The 17,908-nt window shown below is 57.0% G+C and carries 13 protein-coding genes; 8 read left to right on the forward strand and 5 right to left on the reverse strand.

The genetic code is table 11. From position 1 onward, the window contains the following. Window positions 1–163: 163 nt before the first annotated feature. From VFU66_RS08860 to VFU66_RS08870, 3 genes are all read right to left on the reverse strand, one after another. On the reverse strand, window positions 164–394 hold the full coding sequence (locus tag VFU66_RS08860) for a PfkB family carbohydrate kinase (protein WP_326445904.1): 231 nt from the start codon (window positions 392–394) through the stop codon (window positions 164–166). Window positions 395–489: 95 nt separating this feature from the next. Further along, window positions 490–2,409 carry a TonB-dependent receptor gene (locus VFU66_RS08865; protein WP_326445880.1) on the reverse strand — a complete coding sequence of 640 codons (1,920 nt, stop codon included), beginning with the start codon at window positions 2,407–2,409 and terminating at the stop codon, window positions 490–492. Window positions 2,410–2,808: 399 nt separating this feature from the next. Next, window positions 2,809–3,789 (reverse strand): Gfo/Idh/MocA family protein, encoded by a 981-nt coding sequence (locus VFU66_RS08870; RefSeq protein ID WP_326445881.1) that lies wholly within the window; start codon window positions 3,787–3,789, stop codon window positions 2,809–2,811. A gap of 105 nt (window positions 3,790–3,894) precedes the next feature. On the opposite strand from VFU66_RS08870, the gene VFU66_RS08875 reads away from it, so the two are divergent. From VFU66_RS08875 to VFU66_RS08905, 7 genes are read left to right on the forward strand one after another with little or no spacing between them, the layout of a single operon-like run. Continuing rightward, window positions 3,895–4,920, forward strand: a complete 1,026-nt coding sequence (locus VFU66_RS08875) for an NAD-dependent epimerase/dehydratase family protein (RefSeq protein ID WP_326445882.1) — start codon at window positions 3,895–3,897, stop codon at window positions 4,918–4,920. After that, a complete protein-coding gene (locus tag VFU66_RS08880; protein ID WP_326445883.1) occupies window positions 4,907–5,944 on the forward strand; it encodes a dihydrodipicolinate synthase family protein in 1,038 nt (345 codons plus the stop codon). The genes VFU66_RS08875 and VFU66_RS08880 overlap by 14 nt, the downstream gene beginning before the upstream one ends. A 32-nt stretch (window positions 5,945–5,976) precedes the next feature. Beyond that, entirely contained in the window at window positions 5,977–7,599 is a 1,623-nt protein-coding gene (locus VFU66_RS08885) for an SLC5 family protein (RefSeq protein ID WP_326445884.1), read from the forward strand. A 14-nt stretch (window positions 7,600–7,613) separates the two neighbouring features. Beyond that, window positions 7,614–8,396: an IclR family transcriptional regulator gene (locus tag VFU66_RS08890; protein WP_326445885.1), complete on the forward strand. Its 783-nt coding sequence runs from the start codon at window positions 7,614–7,616 to the stop codon at window positions 8,394–8,396. After that, window positions 8,386–9,810 (forward strand): neutral/alkaline ceramidase family protein, encoded by a 1,425-nt coding sequence (locus VFU66_RS08895; RefSeq protein ID WP_326445886.1) that lies wholly within the window; start codon window positions 8,386–8,388, stop codon window positions 9,808–9,810. The genes VFU66_RS08890 and VFU66_RS08895 overlap by 11 nt, the downstream gene beginning before the upstream one ends. Further along, window positions 9,807–10,970 (forward strand): galactonate dehydratase, encoded by a 1,164-nt coding sequence (dgoD, locus tag VFU66_RS08900; RefSeq protein ID WP_326445887.1) that lies wholly within the window; start codon window positions 9,807–9,809, stop codon window positions 10,968–10,970. Before VFU66_RS08895 ends, dgoD begins: the two co-directional genes overlap by 4 nt. Before the next feature lie 6 nt (window positions 10,971–10,976). Beyond that, window positions 10,977–11,738: an SDR family NAD(P)-dependent oxidoreductase gene (locus tag VFU66_RS08905; protein ID WP_326445888.1), complete on the forward strand. Its 762-nt coding sequence runs from the start codon at window positions 10,977–10,979 to the stop codon at window positions 11,736–11,738. A gap of 5 nt (window positions 11,739–11,743) precedes the next feature. Here VFU66_RS08905 and VFU66_RS08910 read toward each other — a convergent pair whose 3' ends face one another. Both VFU66_RS08910 and VFU66_RS08915 read right to left on the reverse strand, forming a co-directional pair. Further along, window positions 11,744–13,549 (reverse strand): hypothetical protein, encoded by a 1,806-nt coding sequence (locus VFU66_RS08910; protein ID WP_326445889.1) that lies wholly within the window; start codon window positions 13,547–13,549, stop codon window positions 11,744–11,746. Between the two features lie 129 nt (window positions 13,550–13,678). Continuing rightward, window positions 13,679–14,425, reverse strand: a complete 747-nt coding sequence (locus VFU66_RS08915; protein ID WP_326445890.1) for an IclR family transcriptional regulator — start codon at window positions 14,423–14,425, stop codon at window positions 13,679–13,681. 240 nt (window positions 14,426–14,665) lie between these two features. On the opposite strand from VFU66_RS08915, the gene VFU66_RS08920 reads away from it, so the two are divergent. Further along, the gene (locus tag VFU66_RS08920) at window positions 14,666–17,893 is read left to right on the forward strand and encodes a TonB-dependent receptor (protein ID WP_326445891.1); all 3,228 of its coding nucleotides are present in this window, start codon (window positions 14,666–14,668) and stop codon (window positions 17,891–17,893) included. Window positions 17,894–17,908: the final 15 nt, after the last annotated feature.

The raw sequence follows: 17,908 nt of genomic DNA on the forward strand, positions 1-17,908 counted from the left end.
CCAGCCTGGCCATGGCTCCGTCTTTTCATTCTCACTCCCGATTTCCTCGGCATCGCAAAACGACACAAGTTTGTGAGGACGGCGTTTTATTCCCACTGGTTTGCGGTCGATGCTATTCGCACGCGCTGCTTGTTGTATTTCTAGTCATTGAGCGGCTGAGTGGTCACGTTAGCAGGGCATCTACTTCTGTGCGAAACGGCATGGAGGGCGCGGTGCCTTTGCGTGTCACCGAGATGCCGGCCACGACGCAGGCGAAGCGCGTTGTCTGCACGATGTCCTTGTGTTCTGACAGGGCGACCGCGAAGCCTCCGTTGAATGCATCTTCTCCGCCTGGAGTTTCTACCACGGGTCCAGCCTTATAGGCGGGAGTGTGGCCCGAACGTCTGCTGATGATGCTATGGAACGGCTGAAGCGATTCGCGCGTTGTTTTATAGCGTCAACCTGTTCCGCGTTGAATTTTGCGATTTTACCGGGGCCAGTCCACAGGATTCAGTGCAGGCGCACACCGACCGAAACGATCCGGGGGGCGCCGAGAGTTAACAATGGCGTCCGCCCGGCCTGTACCTGATGGTCCAACAGGTTTTGTACCGAACCGTACACGCTGAAGCTGTGGCCGAGCGCCCGTTCCGCAAGCAAATCGACTTGAGCATAACCTGCCAGCCTGAACTGGTTCGCTGAATCGTCGAACTGTTGCCCACTTGTGCGCAGATCGATGTCGAGCACGCCCAGTTTTGCCTGCTCCATGCGCATTTGCAATGAGGCGCTATTCCGCGGCACTTCCGGGGTCCACTTTCCCACCAGCGTTGGGTCGGCCTGAAACTTTGTTACGGTCGAGTTCGCATACTGATACCCGCCTGTAAGGGTGAGGAACCCGGCGGGGCGCAGGTCCCACTCAGCGGTAAAGCCCTGACTGGTTAGCTGGCCCAGATTGCGCCTTTGAAACAGCGTGCTGGTGGGCGAGGAGGACAGCGTGACCGAAGCGACTGGTCGGTTTACCTGTATCCAGAAATAGCCGAGCCGGATTGAGTCCAGCCGCGTTCCATGCAGCAACGTCCCTGCTTCAAAGCCGGTCGCACGCTCGGACTTCAATTTTGGATTCGCCAGAGTAATCTGCTGTCCTACCTGGAACTGCCGATACAGTTCATTCATGGTTGGCGCGCGAAATGCACGAAAGCCGGAGGCCGTGAGCGACAGCCATCCGGCCATTCTTCTGACGATCCCGATGCGAGGGTCGAAGACATTCTCGCTGATGTTCGGAAGCGCCTGGGGCACTCCGCCAATCTGCCTTGCGTCGAAGCTGCCGAAGTGATCGAAGCGCGAGGAGGCTGCGAAGGACCAGTCCTCCGGCTGCCACAGCATCTCTCCGTATACGCCCTTGTCTCGTTGCCGAGCACTTGTGCTGACTTCGGAGTGGGCCTCAAGATCTGTTCCACGTGAATCGAGTACCTCGCTGCCTGCCACCAGGGTTAGGGTGCCGTAGCTTCGGGCCCACTGGGTCACTCCGCCTATCTGCTGCGATGGATCGAAGTGCAGCGCCGTCGGTTTTTCAAACGTTCGCGCCGTATTGATGGCTGAAAAGCTCTGCCGGTACTTCTGCCCTGTTCCGTGAAGACGCACCAGAAAGCGTCCCGTGTTGCGTGTCGTCCAGTCGCTTCCTGCGGTGTATCGCCATATCCGCGTGCCGTTGTTCTGTAGTCGCGTTCCATTGTTCCGCGCCTCGTTGAGCAGATTTCCGCGTACAAAGACTTCCTGGTCTTCTCCCCAACTGCGGCGCAGCTCTATGCGCCCACTCTGCGAGTGAACGTTTGCTGCCACGTCCACAGGCCCGCGCACCTCAGGGGCGGTCAGGATATAGCCATCTGTTCGAAACAATGTGGCCGCAGCAAGTTCGGCCCATTTGTTCTGCATGCCTGTGAGCAAACCATTCAGATTCGAAGTTGCTTCGCTTGCGCCGGACAGGTCGAGAGCATACCCAAAGTGCGTTGGCGCGACAGGCGTTATGTTGATAACGCCGCCGATGGAGCTTGAGCCGTACAGGTCCGAGGCCCCGCCCCGCATCAACTCCACGTCTCGCACGGCCAGAGCAGGAATCTCATTCCAGTGGATCCACCCGCCATACGCATCGTTCAATGGGACTTGATCGCTCAGCACCAGGGTACGGCTGGCGGCGGTTGAACCAAGGCCGCTGAGTGAAGTCCCTTGGGAGGTAGGATTCGCCACCCATGAGCTTGTCCGCCGAAACAACTGAAATCCAGCTACCTGTCGAAGCCGATCATCGAGCGTGAATCCCGGCGCCTCCATCATCTGCTTTGCCGACATGGTTCGCACGCTGTTTGCGCTTGCGTCCATGGCCAGCGGCGTCCGTGCCGTCACTTCGACGTCCTGCTCATCTGCCGCCACGGACAGCACGATCGTCTGCTTTGCACCAGGGCCCAGAGTTCGCGATACGCTGACAAACCCTGAGCGCGTTACCCGCACGTGCGCATCCGCGGGGAGTGTAAGGGTTGCGCAACCCTGCGAGTCGATTGCGATTCGTCGCAGAGGCTTGCTCTCCAATTCGATCGATGCATCCGTGATTGCTCCTCCATTCTGATCGCGCACACATATCTGCACGGACCTGACGGTTGCGTTCGCAAGTGGGCCGCCGAAAGGCAAACTCAGAATGCTTGCAGAGAGAAATAATCCGACGATTCGCACTGCTTCGCTCCTTTCACCGGTCCTGAGTCGCCGCTTCCGACCCTGACGCGCCCTCTCTTGCTTCAGGTAATTTGGACCGTAAACCAGTCAGACCGCGGTTGCTCCCACAAGTCACCTGACGATGGACACAGGGACGCCGCCATGTTCACAGCTCTTCTGGGCTGCATCCATGAATCGGAATATTTCAAGTGTCTCTGCATTTGAAACCGGAGGGATGCGGGTCTGCATGAACTTCACTATCTGGTCAAGCAGCGGTGCGTATCCTACCGAAACATCCGCATCGGCAACGGCACGCCCGTTTGAGCGATACACAATCGCTCCGTAGGAGCTTTCTGGCCTGATGACTCGTAGTGTGCCGATGCGCCCTCCCTTCCAGACTCCCGTCACGACGTCGGCTTGGGGAGAGCAGGTACGCGTGACTTGTTCAACCCCGGTTCCCATGACTGTAAAAAGCATTTCTACCGTATGGATTCCGTACCAGGAAAGATCAAGCTGGTGATGCGCTTCCACGGGTCCCGGGCCCCATACAAGGGCACCGGTGACATCGGCATCGCGCATCCGCTGAATCGGTCCGAAGCGCAGAGACGAGCTGCTGAACCAGGGAACATGAGCGGCCCGCGCGGTCCTGTCGATTGCGAGCGCGTCGGCCAGGGTGGACGCCAGCGGCTTATCGATAAATACCGGTTTCCCGCAGGCTGCGGCCTGACGAAACTGGCTCAAATGCACGCGCCCGTCCACGCTTTCGAGCAAAATTCCATCGACCAACGGGCAAAGCTGACGAATGGTGTTAACGAAGGGGATCTTCCAGGTTTCGCGCAGCTCAGCGCTGAACTTTTCAATCCGGTCGCGGCTGGCTGCAATGTCCGGGCTTCCGCCACGAAAGGCCACAACGACGCGGGCACCAGACACATGCATGGCTGAAGAAGGGTCGCCGTTGAGGATGCGTGCAAACTCCACCGCATGGGACGTGTCGGTGCCAATGATGCCTAACCTGAGGTCCGTGGCGAAGCAGTGTGGCAGGAGCAGGAGAGCAACAAGCGCAATCCATACGGGCAGCTTTGCGCGAGATGCCGGGATTCGTGCCGAGATCATTTTAGGTGCCTCCTAACATTCTGCATTGACAAAGGGGGTCCTGGCCCGTTAGCTTCGAGAAGCTAATAGTAGAACAAATTCTACCAGAAAGAACGCAACTCGAGCATGATCCTTACACTCACCGATGAAAGCGACCTTGAAGAGATTCTTACGGCGCCCTCGCACCTGGACATTGAAGCGGCGTCACGGCTCAATGGCGATGTTCTTGTGCTTGGTGCAGGCGGTAAGATGGGCCCAAGTCTGGTCGGGCGGATGCGCCGTGCCATGCAGCAGGCGGGTCTGAGCCACAAAGTCATTGCAGTGACCCGCAAAGACCGCGACGGGTTGCTCTCCCGTTTCTCGCGCGGTAGCGATGTCATCGAGGCCGACCTGCTCGACCCCGCGACGTATGATGGGCTGCCGGACGCGCCGAATGTCGTCTTCATGGCCGGACGCAAGTTCGGTTCGATTGCCGACCAGCCTCTTACCTGGGCCACCAATGCGTGGATGGCGGGCCTTGCCGCACAGCGATTCCGCCACTCGCGCATCGTCGCCTTCTCGACTGGCAATGTGTACCCGTTTGTCGCTGCCAATGGAGCAGGCGCCAGTGAAGATACGCCGGTCGCTCCAGTTGGTGAGTATGCTCAGTCTGCACTTGCCCGCGAGCGCATCTTCGAGTATTTCGCGAATACTCACCGCACGCCGACACTGATCTATCGTCTCAACTACGCGGTCGATCTTCGTTACGGCGTGCTGGTCGATATTTGCGAAAAAGTCGTTCGCGAACAACCGATCGATCTGACTACAGGCTTCGTCAACGTGATCTGGCAAGGTGATGCAAATTCTTATTGTCTTCGTTCATTCGCACTCTGCCATGTGCCGACAAAAATCCTTAATGTCACTGGGCTTGCGACCCTGTCGGTCCGTGCGATTGCAGAGCGGTTTGCACGTCGCTTTGGCAAGACGCCGAAGTTTGCTGGCACCGAATCGAACACTGCTCTGCTCAGCAATGCGTCGCAATGCGCGCACCTTCTGGGGCCGTCCCTGGTAGATGAAGAGCAACTCATAGAGATGACCGCTAACTGGTTCAGCGCCGGCGGCGTTACTCTCGGCAAGCCGACAAAATTTGAGAGGCGCGATGGTACTTTCTAGTCCTACATGGCGCGAACGCTTCCGCGCCGGTACGGTCATTCCGGCGCACCCGTTGGCATTGACGGAGCAGCGCAAACTGGATGAGCGGCATCAGCGGGCGCTGACGAGGTACTATCTTGCCGCGGGAGCTGGTGGCGTCGCTGTCGGTGTTCATACGACGCAGTTTGAGATCCGCGATCCGCGCATCGGGCTTTATGAGCCCGTCCTGGCCCTTGCAGCCGAAGAGCTTCGAGCAAGCGATGCAATCCGCGTGGCGGGTGTGTGCGGAAATACTGCGCAGGCAGCACGTGAAGCGCAGATTGCACGCGACCTGAAATATCACGCTGCTTTGCTTAACCTTGTCGCACTGGCAGATTCGTCGATTGCGGAAGTGGTCGCTCATGTTCGTGCAATCGGCGAGATCATGCCAATCATCGGCTTCTATCTTCAGCCAGCCGTTGGAGGGCAGTACTTTCCGGTGGAATTCTGGCGGGCGTTTGCGGAGATTGAAAGCGTCATCGGGATTAAGATCGCTCCATTCAATCGTTACGCAACGCAGGATGTTCTGCGCGGTGTGGCGGAATCGGGGCGGTCCCATGAGATTGCCCTCTACACTGGCAACGATGACCACATCGTTCTCGATCTGCTCTCTGGATACCACTTCAGTGGCTGTGATCTTCAGATACGGGGAGGACTTCTTGGTCACTGGTCAGTCTGGACATCGTGTGCTGTGGAACTCCATCGCCAAGTTCGACAGGCAGTGGAGTCCGGCAAGCTCGTCGATCCGAAGTGGCTTTTGCGCAATGCTGAAGTAACGGATATGAACGCGGCGCTGTTCGACGTGGGCCATCATTTTCACGGCTGTATCGCCGGCATCAATGAAGTGCTCCGCAGGCAGGGGCTTCTTGCGGGCCGATGGTGTCTCAATCCGGCGGAAGATTTGTCGGGCGGACAGGCCCAGGAACTCGACCGGGTCATTGCAACGTATCCACATCTGGTCGATGACCAGTTCGTTAAGCAGAATTTAGATACATGGCTGTCGTAGTGTAGGAAATTACGCAGGAGCGAGGGGCACGCATGTTCGGCTCATTACTGAATAAAATTCTCTTCGCCGCGTATCTGATCATTAATGTACTCATTGGCCTGTGGGCCGCACGAAAAACCACAGGCGGTGCGCGCGGTTATTTTCTTGCCGGCGACAGCCTCCCCTGGTATGCCATTGGCGGCTCCATCATTGCAGCCAATATCAGCACGGAACACTTTATAGGCATGGTGGGTGCCGCTTACGCAACGGGCTTCGTTGTTGCGCAATGGGAGTGGGGCAACTGGTTCACACTCTCCGTGCTGCTTTGGATCTTCCTGCCCTATTACCTGCGCGGCGGCGTTTACACGATGCCCGAATTTCTAGAGCGCCGTTACAACAGGATCTGTCGCTACATCTTTGCTGTGGCCTCGCTGGTCCTCTGGATCGTCGCACAGATGGCCGTGGTTATGCTTGCAGGGGCAAAGGCACTTGAGGGAATGTTCGGTATTAGTCCGGTCTATACGATCTTCGGTCTTGCCATTCTGGCGGGCAGTTACACCATTTACGGCGGGCTCGCCTCAGTCGCGTGGACCGACTTCCTTCAGTTCCTTGTCCTGATGATTGGAGGGACCATCGTTGCGGTAGCCGGTCTTATGCGAACGGGCGGCATCATGGCCTTGATGCATCTTGAGCCGCAGAAATTCAAGATCATCTATCCCAATACTGATCCGACGTATCCCTGGTTCGGCGTTTTTACGTTATTTCTGTCTATCGGAATCTGGTACAACTGCACCAATCAGTTTATTGTTCAGCGATGTCTCGGTGCGCGCACGGAGTGGGACGCGCGCATGGGGGTTATCTTTGCTGGATTCATGAAAATTCTTCTGCCGTTTCTCGTCGTCGTCCCCGGCATCGTCGCGTTCAAGTTGTTTCCTGGACTGCCTGATCCGGACCTCGCGTATCCCCGCATGGTCCGGGCACTGGTTCCCGCAGGAATGGCGGGTATTGTCATGGCGGGTATTGCCAGCGCGTTGCTCTCGCATCTTGCATCCGTCGTTAACTCGTCCAGCACGGTTTTCACGATTGATCTGTATCAACCGTTACTTCGACCACGCTCCACTGACCATCATCTGGTCAAAGTCGGCAGGTGGAGTTCCTTCATCATTCTGCTGATCGCCTTAGCTCTCTCGCTCTGGTTGGCGCGCGGAAAATACGGTGTCTTCCTGCTCATTCAGGATGTAGGCGCGTGGGTAGCTGCGCCCATCTCGGTCGTCTTTCTCCTCGGCGTGCTTTGGAGAAGAGCCACGGCCGCGGCGGCTACGTTCATCCTCTTCTTCGGCTTTCCCTACACGGCTTTGGTTCAGTATGTGCTGTTTCGCTATGTGCCGCTGCTTCGTCCTTACGACAATTTTCTCAACCGCACCTTTCTGGTCTGGATCACCTGTTTGATTCTGATGGTTGTCATTTCCTTGTTTACGGAACCTTCGCCGGCGGAGGTGGTTGACAAAATCGTCTGGTCAAAGTCGTTTCTGCGTCTTCCGTTGGTTGAGCGTGCGCGGAACTCCGGTTTGCGGAGCCCGCTGTTCTGGTGGAGCATGCTGGTCTGTCTCGCCCTTGCGCTCTACGCCTATATGATCTGGTTCCAGTTTTGGGGTCCCTTGTTTCAACATACTTAGAAGGGAGAGCATTCATGCAGACGACAAAGAGCATTCCGGCGATCGAACGCGCCTTTGCCATGCTAGAAGCACTTGATAACTCATCGCAGAGCATGAATATCGCCGAGCTAAGCCGCAAACTCGATATTCCACGAAGCAGCGCGCATTCCATTGCTCTTACCCTCGAGCGATGCGGCTATGTCACGCGCGATGCATCAGGACGCAACTGTATGTTGTCAATGAAGGCCTATCGTCTCGGACGCGAAGCCGCACCTGCCGGGCATCTTGCCGATGCAGCCTTCCGTCCGATGAAGGCGCTCTCGACAGCAACCCAACTTACCGCGCACCTGGCCGTGCTCGACCGCGATCAGGCTGTCTACGTTCAGAAAGTGCAGGGTCTTAGCCTTCTTCGTTTTGATACACATATTGGCAAACGCACCAATCTCCACTGCACTGGTGTCGGCAAGGTGTTGCTTAGTTATGCGTCCCAGTCATATCAGGAGAAGTATCTCAAGCAGGCGCCGTTTGCCCGATACACTCGAAACACGATTACCACTGCCAGTGCGCTTCGGAGAGAGATCGCCAAAATTGTGAAGCAGGCCTTCGCGCTCGATGACCAGGAAGAGGAACTCGATGTTCGCTGCCTTGCCGTGCCGGTCGTGAGCGCACGTGGCGAATTCATTGCCGCGCTCAGCGTCTCGGGGAGCATGGCTCAACTGCAGGATGACTGGCTACCTGCGGGGATCGACTTACTACAAAAAACAGCAAGGCAAATCAAACCTCTCTCCGGATTGGATATGACACGCGATGCGAGTTGATTCATCTCACGAAGCGAAATCGCTGCTGGCCGGAACAGGCCGTTGTGACATCACGCCCTGCCCGGGAACCCCTCAAGGCGGCTGGGGAGCGCAGACTCATGAGCGCGGCATCTGCGCGGACATGCCGCTGTTTGTCACTGCGCTTGCGTTCGGGCAGGGAGAAACGCGCATTCTCATTCTCGATGCAGATGCTATTGGCTTCGACGCGGAATGGACCACAAAGATTCTCCAGGCGGTGACCAATCTTACTGGTGTCCCCGAAAGCCACATCCGCTTCTCTGTGAGCCATACTCACTCCGGCGCGAACACCTTCCGACTGAAAAACATCACCGTCGGTCTCGGCATGGCGATGGGCTATCTCGAAAGTCTTCCGCAGAGCATTGCCGGAGCTGCGTGGCAGGCATTGCAGAACCTCGAACCTGTACGTGTCGGGATCGCTCAGGGCGAATGCCGCATCAATCGAATGCGCCGCGTGCTCACGCCGTCAGGCGAGTGTGTCGTCGGCGTCAACGAAGAGGCTCCGTCCGACCACGCCCTGCACGTTCTCCGCATTGACCGCGAAGATGGCAGTGCTCTTGCGTCTATCGTTCACTACGCCTGTCACCCTACAACCGCGGGATGGCAATGTGAGCGATTTACTCCCGACTTTCCCGGCCCCATGCGCCAGCTTGTCGAAGAACAGATCGGAGGCCGCTGCCTCTTCCTTCAAGGCGCAGCAGGCGATCTGGGTCCGCGCCGCGGATTTACAGGCGATCTGTCGGTCTACCATCAGTTGGGCAAAGAGCTTGGTCTTGCAGCAGCGAGCCTTGCCACGACGATTGATACGCAGCCTCGAACTGCCAGATTTGTCTCTGTGATGCCCTCGGGCGCAAATATCGCGGAGTATGAGTACGATCCGGTCGCGATTGCTCCGCCAAGGTGTCGAGTCTTTTCGCGCGCCCTGCAACTGCCCTTACGAGATTTTCCAGCGAAGGAAAGACTCGCGATGGAGTTTGAAGCACTCAACAAAGAAGCGCGTCGCCTCAAAGAAGCTGGAGATCAGGACGCCGCGAGGAGAATGCAGGCCCAAGCCACCCAGATGGGATGGCGTCTTGAGAACGCTCGGCTTTATGGCGGACAACACAAAACGCCTTGGCCCATGCAGATCATCAGCATCGGTCCGACTGCATTGGTCTCCGTCGCGGGCGAACCCTTCTCCTCGATTGCGCAGCGCATCAGAGAGTCTTCGCCTTTTCCGTTCACGCTTGTCTCGGGCTACTCCAACGGCGGCTTTGGCTACATTCCGGACCGCGCCGCTTATGCTGTGGGCGGTTACGAAGTCGAAGCAACGCCCTTCTCGCCCGATGCGGTAGACACGGTCGTTCACGAAATTCTGAAGTCTCTCAATGAAATGTTTCAAGAGGAAGAAGCATGAAAATTACAAACATCTCCACTTTGGTTGTCAATGCACGCATGAGAAATTGGGTCTTTGTTAAGGTCGAAACCGACCAGCCCGGCCTCTACGGATGGGGCGAGGCCACGCTTGAATGGAAGACCAAAGGCGTCGTCGGCTCCATTGAGGATCTCGCTGTCCTTCTCATCGGCCAGGATCCACGCCGCATCGAACACATCTGGCAGATCATGCATCGTCAATACTTCTGGCGCGGCGGCATAACGAACTACTCCGCGATGAGCGGGATTGACCAGGCCCTATGGGACATCAAGGGCAAAGACCTCGGTCAGCCGGTCTGCAACCTTCTCGGCGGGCCTGTCCGCGACACGCTGCGGTTCTACGATCACCTTGGCGGAGGCACGCTCGAAAGTATGTACAAGTCAGTAGAGCCTACCGAGTTCGCCGAACGCATGAAACAGAGCATCGAGCGAGGGTTTACCGCTGTCAAAGCGATGCCTATTCCGGTGTCGGAGTACATCGAAAGCCCTTCCACGCTCAAGCGCGCCATGCGCTGCGTCGAGGCCATGCGTAACGCGGCGGGCGATGACGTGGACATTATGCTCGACCTTCATGCCCGCACTACGCCTGCGGCTGCCATCCAGTTTGGGCGGTTGCTCACCGACTACAACCTCTATTGGTATGAGGAACCTTGCTGGCCCGAACACATCGATGCGCTCGTTGAAGTTGCTCATGCCTTGCCGTTCCCGATTGCGACTGGAGAACGGCTTACAGGGCGATGGGAGTTCCGCGAACTTTTCGAGAAGCGGGCTTGTGCCATTGTCCAGCCTGACGTTTCACACTGCGGTGGCATCAGCGAAGCACGCCGCATTGCTGCGATGGCGGAAACGTATATGATTTCCGTGGCTTGTCATAATCCACAAGGGCCTGTCAGCACGGCAGCGTCTACGCACGTGGGGTTTGCTACTCCGAACTACCTCATTCAGGAGATGGTCCGCGCCGACGTTCCCTGGCGCAACGACATCGTCACCGAATTCATTCCACTTGAAGCGGGGCAGTGCAGTGCACCAACCAGACCGGGACTCGGAATTGAAATCAATGAAAAGGAAGCGGCCAAATATCCCTGGCAACCGGAGGTTTCCATGGCCTGCACTCACCGCGACGGTTCCGTTGCAGACTGGTAGCAGGACATGATCAATCCAGACCTCACCGGAAAAGTTGCCCTTGTCACCGGGGCCGCGCGCGGCATAGGCCGAGCCGTCGCGCTCGACCTTGCCGGCCACGGCGCTGATGTCGTTATCAACGATTGGCGTAATGGAGACGAGGCGCATGAACTCGCTGCCGTCATTCAGAAGATGGGCCGCCGCGCGCACGTATGCCTTGCAGATGTTGGCAATCGGCCCCAGGTTGAACAGATGTTTGAGAAATCGATTCACGACATGGGCCATATCGACATCCTCGTCAACAATGCCGCTTATAGCGTTCGCAAACCCTTCCTTGAACTGTCTCCCGAAGAAGTCGAACGTACTTGGTCTGTTTCGCTCTGGGGCGTCTTCCATTGCAGCCAACTCGCTGCGCGCCACATGTCCGTGCAGGGAGGCGGCGCCATCGCTATCGTCAGCTCCGTCCACTCCTTTCGGCCTTATCCCAATGCTTCTGCTTACAACGGCGCCAAGGCAGCGATCAATCACATGGCCGCCTCCTGGGCGCTGGAACTTGCCCCGCAACGCATTCGCGTCAACGTCGTCGAACCTGGGTGGATTGATACGCCCGGCGAGCGCGTCCACAATTCGGAGGAGTTGATCGCTAGCGGAGGATCACGTATTCCGCTGGGCCGGCTTGGCCTCCCTGAAGAGGTCGCGAAGGCCGTTACGTTCCTCGTCTCTGACGACGCAAGTTATATCACCGGAGCCGTCATCCGTGTGGATGGCGGCTTCTCTCTCAAATATTGATTGGCTCAGGATGTTTGCGGTACCTGTACGGTCACGCGGATCGTCTGTTCATTGGGACGCACATAGTGATTCGGGTCGCTATGCATTCGCAATGGAAAGCGCAGTAGCCCGACCGCGAACTCGAGCTTTGTCTCCGGCCCATTGCGATAAGGATTGTAAGGAAACACTGGCCAGCTCAAGGCGGCATCGGCGTCAATCTTCAGCGTCCAATCCCGATGATGAATGGAGCCGCCGAGCATCGCGGGCGTCAAATCAAATCGCTCATCAGTCAGTGCTATGCGATGCCCAGCGCCGGTCTCGATCACTGTGCCTGCTTTCAGGCAGAGCTGCAACGCCAAATAAGCCTCATCAGGCACAGGCCCTCGGCCTGTAATCTGAAAACGGATCTGCTGCTCATTCTGCTTAGCTGGCGGTGTCAGAATCTCACAGGTAAATGTATGGTGCGCGACCGCGAGACAATCGCCGGTCGCTTTCATTGTTAGTCGGCTACCCAGTGGCTTTGTGTATGTCGTTCCCTTACTCTTCTCATAAAATGTCGCAAGCTCAGGCTGCCCCTTTGAATTTGCGCCCGCAATAATCAGACCCGTCCGCTCATGGAAGAGCGACACGTTCGCTTGTCGGTCCAGAAACCACTGGCTTAAGGGCAGCGGGGTGTCGATGATTCCCGAGAGTGCTGTCACCCAGGGACCATCCTTCCTGACTCCTGCGGGGCCTTCGAGCCGATGAGAATAGCGCGGCAACTTGGGGGCGCATGTCTCCACCGGGCCTTCGTGGTAGTAGAGCGCATCCTGCGCCAACATTCCCAGCGTATCCAGATCGATGACATCGTCGGGAATATTGCGCACCAGTAGCGCCGCGTATCCGCGTCCATCGGCGAAGTTCGAGAATGCAAACTGTCCCCAGGGACTGACCTCCCAATAGCGGTTACGGTCGTTCATCAACTCGCAGGCATTTCCATCGGGATACGTAAAGTGCTCGTGAAAGTCTGTCGCGCGACGCAGGGCACGCAAGGCACTCGGATCCTGGCTGTGCTCCCAATACACTCCAACGCCGAGCGTGGTTAAGTAGTTGTAGCCGATTGTCGGCCCATCAGGATTATGTTCTCCCCAATAACCATCTGGGTTTTGTTCTGTCGCGGCAAATCGTCGCAGCACCGCGCTGCCAAGCTCGACCCAGGTTGGGCGGTCGAAATGTTTTCCGCCTACCAACAGCGTCGCCGACCACCACGCATAGTGGTTTGGAGACGTTCCGAGAAAATTTTCCGTATACGCTGGACAATCCTTCCACGCGGCAATGTCGCCTTCCAGCAAACCGATATTTCTCTCGATCGCCGCTTTCCATGTGCGTGCGCGCTCCGCACCCAGTTCGGTCTTCAACAGCGCATACGATTCCACCCACATATACGTGTCACGATAGCTGTCCAGACGTGGTGCAAACGTACCGCGTTCATCTTCCTTCACCAGCAGGTCGCCGATCTCCAGCGCCAGCGCCAGCATCGAGGCGTCCTTATACCAGCGGTTCGTGGGATGCTTCTTCGCATAAAGCACGGCAGCCGCCAGAATCGTATAAGGAAAGTGGCTCCATCCATGTTGGGTCTCAAGCTCCCGCAGCCCAGCGCCGGTTCGGCTCCGTAACTCGTCCTGCACGACAGGGCACCACTTCGCAAGACGACGGAAATACTCCCCCGGCAGCGCGGCGTCCTTGTTGCTGGACGGCGGTATGCCTCTCATCAGGGAGTATCCCTTACGCTCAAACCTGAGTGCGCCCGAGAGTGCAAGCGCGCCTTTTACAAAGAGACGGCGATTCGGCATCGTTCTACTTCCTCCGCGCGGCTGCTCGTTGGAACGCCGCTACGCAAGAATTCTATTCACAAGAACAAATTCTGTATATAAGAATTCAAATTGTGTTCGACGCCTCGACTCTCGGTCAGATCCGGCGCGTCACCGCACGAACCCGAGGTCTGCCAAGTCGCTGGAAATGCGCTGCCCTGCGTCCCTCACCGCGACAATCAACTGCTTTTTTCTTGTAGCGGAGCAGCGTGCGGTGGGGATGTTGACACTCAACGCACCGCAGGCGTTTCCCTGTGAATCAAAGACCGGTGCTCCGATAATCACGGCGCCCAATACGGTCTCTTCGTCATTGACCGCATATCCCAACTTATGCACGCGCGCGAGTTCAGCCTTCAATTCGCGCATTTTGGTATTAGTGCGGTCCGTGTATTGAGGAAGGTCCGGTTTGCCGAGCAGAGCAGCGAGGTCTCGCGGCGAAAGAAATGCTGCCACCGCCTTTCCCAGGGCTGTTGCGTGAATCGGGCAGTCATTGCCAATGTGAAAGGAGAGCCGCAACGGATGCGAGGTCTCGAGTACATCGATCAAAACGACTGACTGCGTGCGCCTTTCCGCCAGGGCCACCGATTCGTCCAGCGTATCCCGCAGCCGTGCCAGGTGCGGCCGCGCCACAGTTGCAAATCCCAGCCGCTCGCTGTTGCGCCTCGATAGACCCGCTGTCTTCAATGTCAGCCGATAGACCCCGTTCGACTCGGGCTGTTCAACATACCCCGCCTGCTTGAGTGTATAGAGGATGCGGAAGACGGAGCTTTTTACCAGCCCCACCTCGGCTGCAATCTCCTTCAATGCTTTTCCATGCTCGCTGACCGCAAGCGACTCGAGCACATTCAACGTCTTCACCACAAGATCTATATGATTTTTTGCCGGCATCGGATCGATTCCCGCCTCATTTTTATAAATGGACCGTATTCTTATAGTTAGAATATATACTCACCGAGTCCTGTGAAGTACACACCAATAGATCATGTCGATTTTGTCCTGTATTCGGGATTAATGGTTCGCTTTCATTGACGTTCCTCTCTATACGGCTCAATACTCGCACATCACTTACAGATTCCGTGCCGTTTCGGAGAGAATCCTATGAATCGACGACTTTGTTTTACCCTCCTCTTCCTGGTCTCCGCGGTTGCGTCCTGCCAAAGCGTCACTGGGACGCTGCTGGGCACGGTTGCCGACCCTGCGGGCGTTGTTCCTGGCGTGAAGGTTACTGTCACCAACCAGGGCACGAACGCTACCCTGACCACCGTTACAGGCCGGAGCGGCGACTACGAATTCGACAACCTCTCCGCCGGACTCTATCGTATTCACGCCGAGATGGCAGGCTTCCGGTCCGTGGATGTGAGGAACATCCAGCTTCTGCTCAACCAGACCACACGCAACAACATCTCTCTTGTTCCCGGCGAGGTTGTGCAGTCGGTCGTGGTCACGGCCTCGGCTCCTGTCATTCAATCGGAAACCTCATCGATCGCCACGATTATCGACAGCAATTCCATCCAGAAGCTGCCGGTCGATGGCCGAACAATGGATACCTTCATCGCGGTGGTACCTGGCAATACGGGCGAAGCCTCCGGCTCCAATCCCAAGATTGCCGGGTCAGAACACTGGGGCGGCACTTCCTTCACCGTCGATGGTGTTGGCTATAACGACCTCGGCAACGGCGGCGGAGCCTATTCGTACCAGACTTCGCTGACGACACAGCCCTCGCTCGATACGATTCAGGAGGTCAAGGTCGAATCCAACAACGCCAAGGCGGAATTTTCTTCCACAGTTGCGGTTTCCATGATCACGAAGGGCGGTACCAATCAGTTTCACGGCTCTGTCTTTGCCTATAACCGCAACACGGTCTTTGCCGCCAACGATTACTTTGCCAACGCCAACCATATTGCCAGAACGCCTTACAACCGCAATGAATTTGGCGGCTCGGTCGGCGGCCCTGTTTACCGGAACCATACCTTTTTCTTCTTCTCGTATGAGGGCTGGCGCCAGCGCACCTCGCGCACCGGAACGTTCTCGGTTCCTACGGCGGACCAGCGTGCGGGCTGCTTCAATACCAAGATCAAAGACCCGATGAACGGCGGCGCTGCTTTTCCCAGCAGTCCGACCTGCCCGAACGGGTATCAGATTCCTACCAGCCGTCTGGACCCACGCACTCTTGCTGTGCTTAAGTTCGTTCCGCTTCCAACCAAAGCGGGCAACACTTCGAACCTTGTGCAGACACTGCCCACGCGCATCAATGTCGACCGCTACTCCGGCCGCGTCGATCAGAACTTCAATCCGGACAACCGGCTCACGCTCATCTACAACTTCTCCAGGGGAGCAAATCCGTATTCGGTCAATCTCTACTCGCCGGTGGAATATAACAACTATTCCAACGCCGGGTACACGACGAAGTCCGGTTCGGTGACGTATACCAGAATCCTCACGGCGTCCATGAGCAACGAGATTCGCGCTTCCTATTTCGCGCAGGTTTCTACACGTCAGGGGCAGAACCTTACCTTTGATCCGTCTACTCTCTTTCCCGGGCTGTATCCTCACGCCATCGGCGGTCTTCCCACGTTCTCCATCTCCGGTCTTACATCGATTGCCGACCGTGGCGGCGCGAAGCCCAACCCGGAGATCACAGAACAGCTTGGCGACACCTTCTCGTGGCAGAACGGAACGCACATTTTCAAGGCAGGCGCGGACGTTGCCTACAACAGGGTCTCGACGAATCCCTCCGTCTCGCCGTCAACGCTTGGATTCTTTTACTTCGGCGCGTATCGGTACACCGGGAGTCCTTTGGCGAATGCGATGCTCGGCTATCCGAACGATGCCGTCCGCTCCACGCAGACGCCCTCGAACGAGATCGGCATTAACCGTTACGGCTTTTACGCGCAGGATGACTGGCGCATCTTTCCGCGCCTGACTCTCAACATCGGCCTGCGTTATGAACTCCAGAGCGAGCCCACCGAGCGCTACGGCGGCTGGACCAACTTCGACTTCGCCAGGGGCCTCAATGTAGTCCGCTCGGTTGGCGGCAAACTGCCCAGCAGCACCAACCAGACCCTGCTGAACCTCTATCCTTACGAGACCTCCGAAGACGCAGGCTGGGGCTCCAACGTTCTTCTGCCCGACCACCGCGACTTTGCGCCGCGCTTTGGCTTTGCATTTCGACCGTTCAATGATGATCGCATTGTGCTCCGAGGCGGTTATGGCATCTTCTACAACATGCCTCCGGTCTACCAGGGCATCTATCAGCTTGGCATCAGTAATCCACCCTTTCGTCTGGTACAGGAGTACGACAGTGCGCCAGCCTCGCCCACGGTTACGCTTGCCAACCCCTTCAATGTCACACCGTTCGTCACCGCCAATCCCAGCCTCTACGCGGTTGACCGGCAGATCCGCAATACCTCGTCCCAGCAGTGGAACCTCACCGTGGAGAACCGTCTTCCCGGAGACATTGGTTTCCGCATGACGTATCTAGGCAACAAAGTCGCTCATGCCATTTTCGTCAACTACAACATGAACCTTCCTAAGGTGCTGCAAGCCGGCTCGGCACTTCAACCTCTGCGGCCCTACCAGCCTTATGGTGACATTCTCGCAATGCGGTTCACTGGCGCGTCGTTCACCAATCAGCTTCAGGTTGAAGGCACGAAGCGTTATGGCAACGGAGTCTTTTTCGAGAGCAGCCTGAACTGGACTAAGGGCATCGACAATGTAAACGAAGTTGGCTCGCCGCAGAACCCCTACAATCCGCAGGGCGATCGCGGCAATGCGGACGGCGTTCGCAGAATCACCTTCTTCGCCAGCGGTGGTTATGATCTGCCCTTTGGCCCTGGCAGGCGCTATGCGCAGTACGACGGTGTTCGTGGCAAGTTGCTTGAAGGTTGGAATGTTGCTGCCATTGCGCAGGTCATGTCCGGCGCGCCATTCAGCGTGACCTTCGACAACCCAGGAGATGCCTGGTACGCAACCCGTGCCGATGTTGTCCCCGGTGCGACTCTTTATGCGGCCGATAAGACGATCACGCACTGGTTGAATCCGGCAGCCTTCGCAAAACCTGCCCCGAGCACGTTTGGCAACAGCGAACGCAATGCGCTCTTTGGTCCAGGAGTGAAGACGATCGACATGAATCTTTCTAAGAACACCTCTCTTGCTGAAGGTGCGCATCTTGAACTGCGCGTCGATGCCTTCAACCTGACCAATACGGCCAACTTCAACAACCCGGCTTCCGATGTCACCGTTCCTTCCACTTATGGAACGATCACTTCAACCAACCCGGTTGTGATCGCACGCAAATTGCAGTTCGGCGCGAAGGTAACGTTCTAACGCGCTCCCGGCAAA

It is taken from the genome of Edaphobacter sp. (genome assembly GCF_035763405.1).
Lineage (GTDB): Bacteria > Acidobacteriota > Terriglobia > Terriglobales > Acidobacteriaceae > Edaphobacter.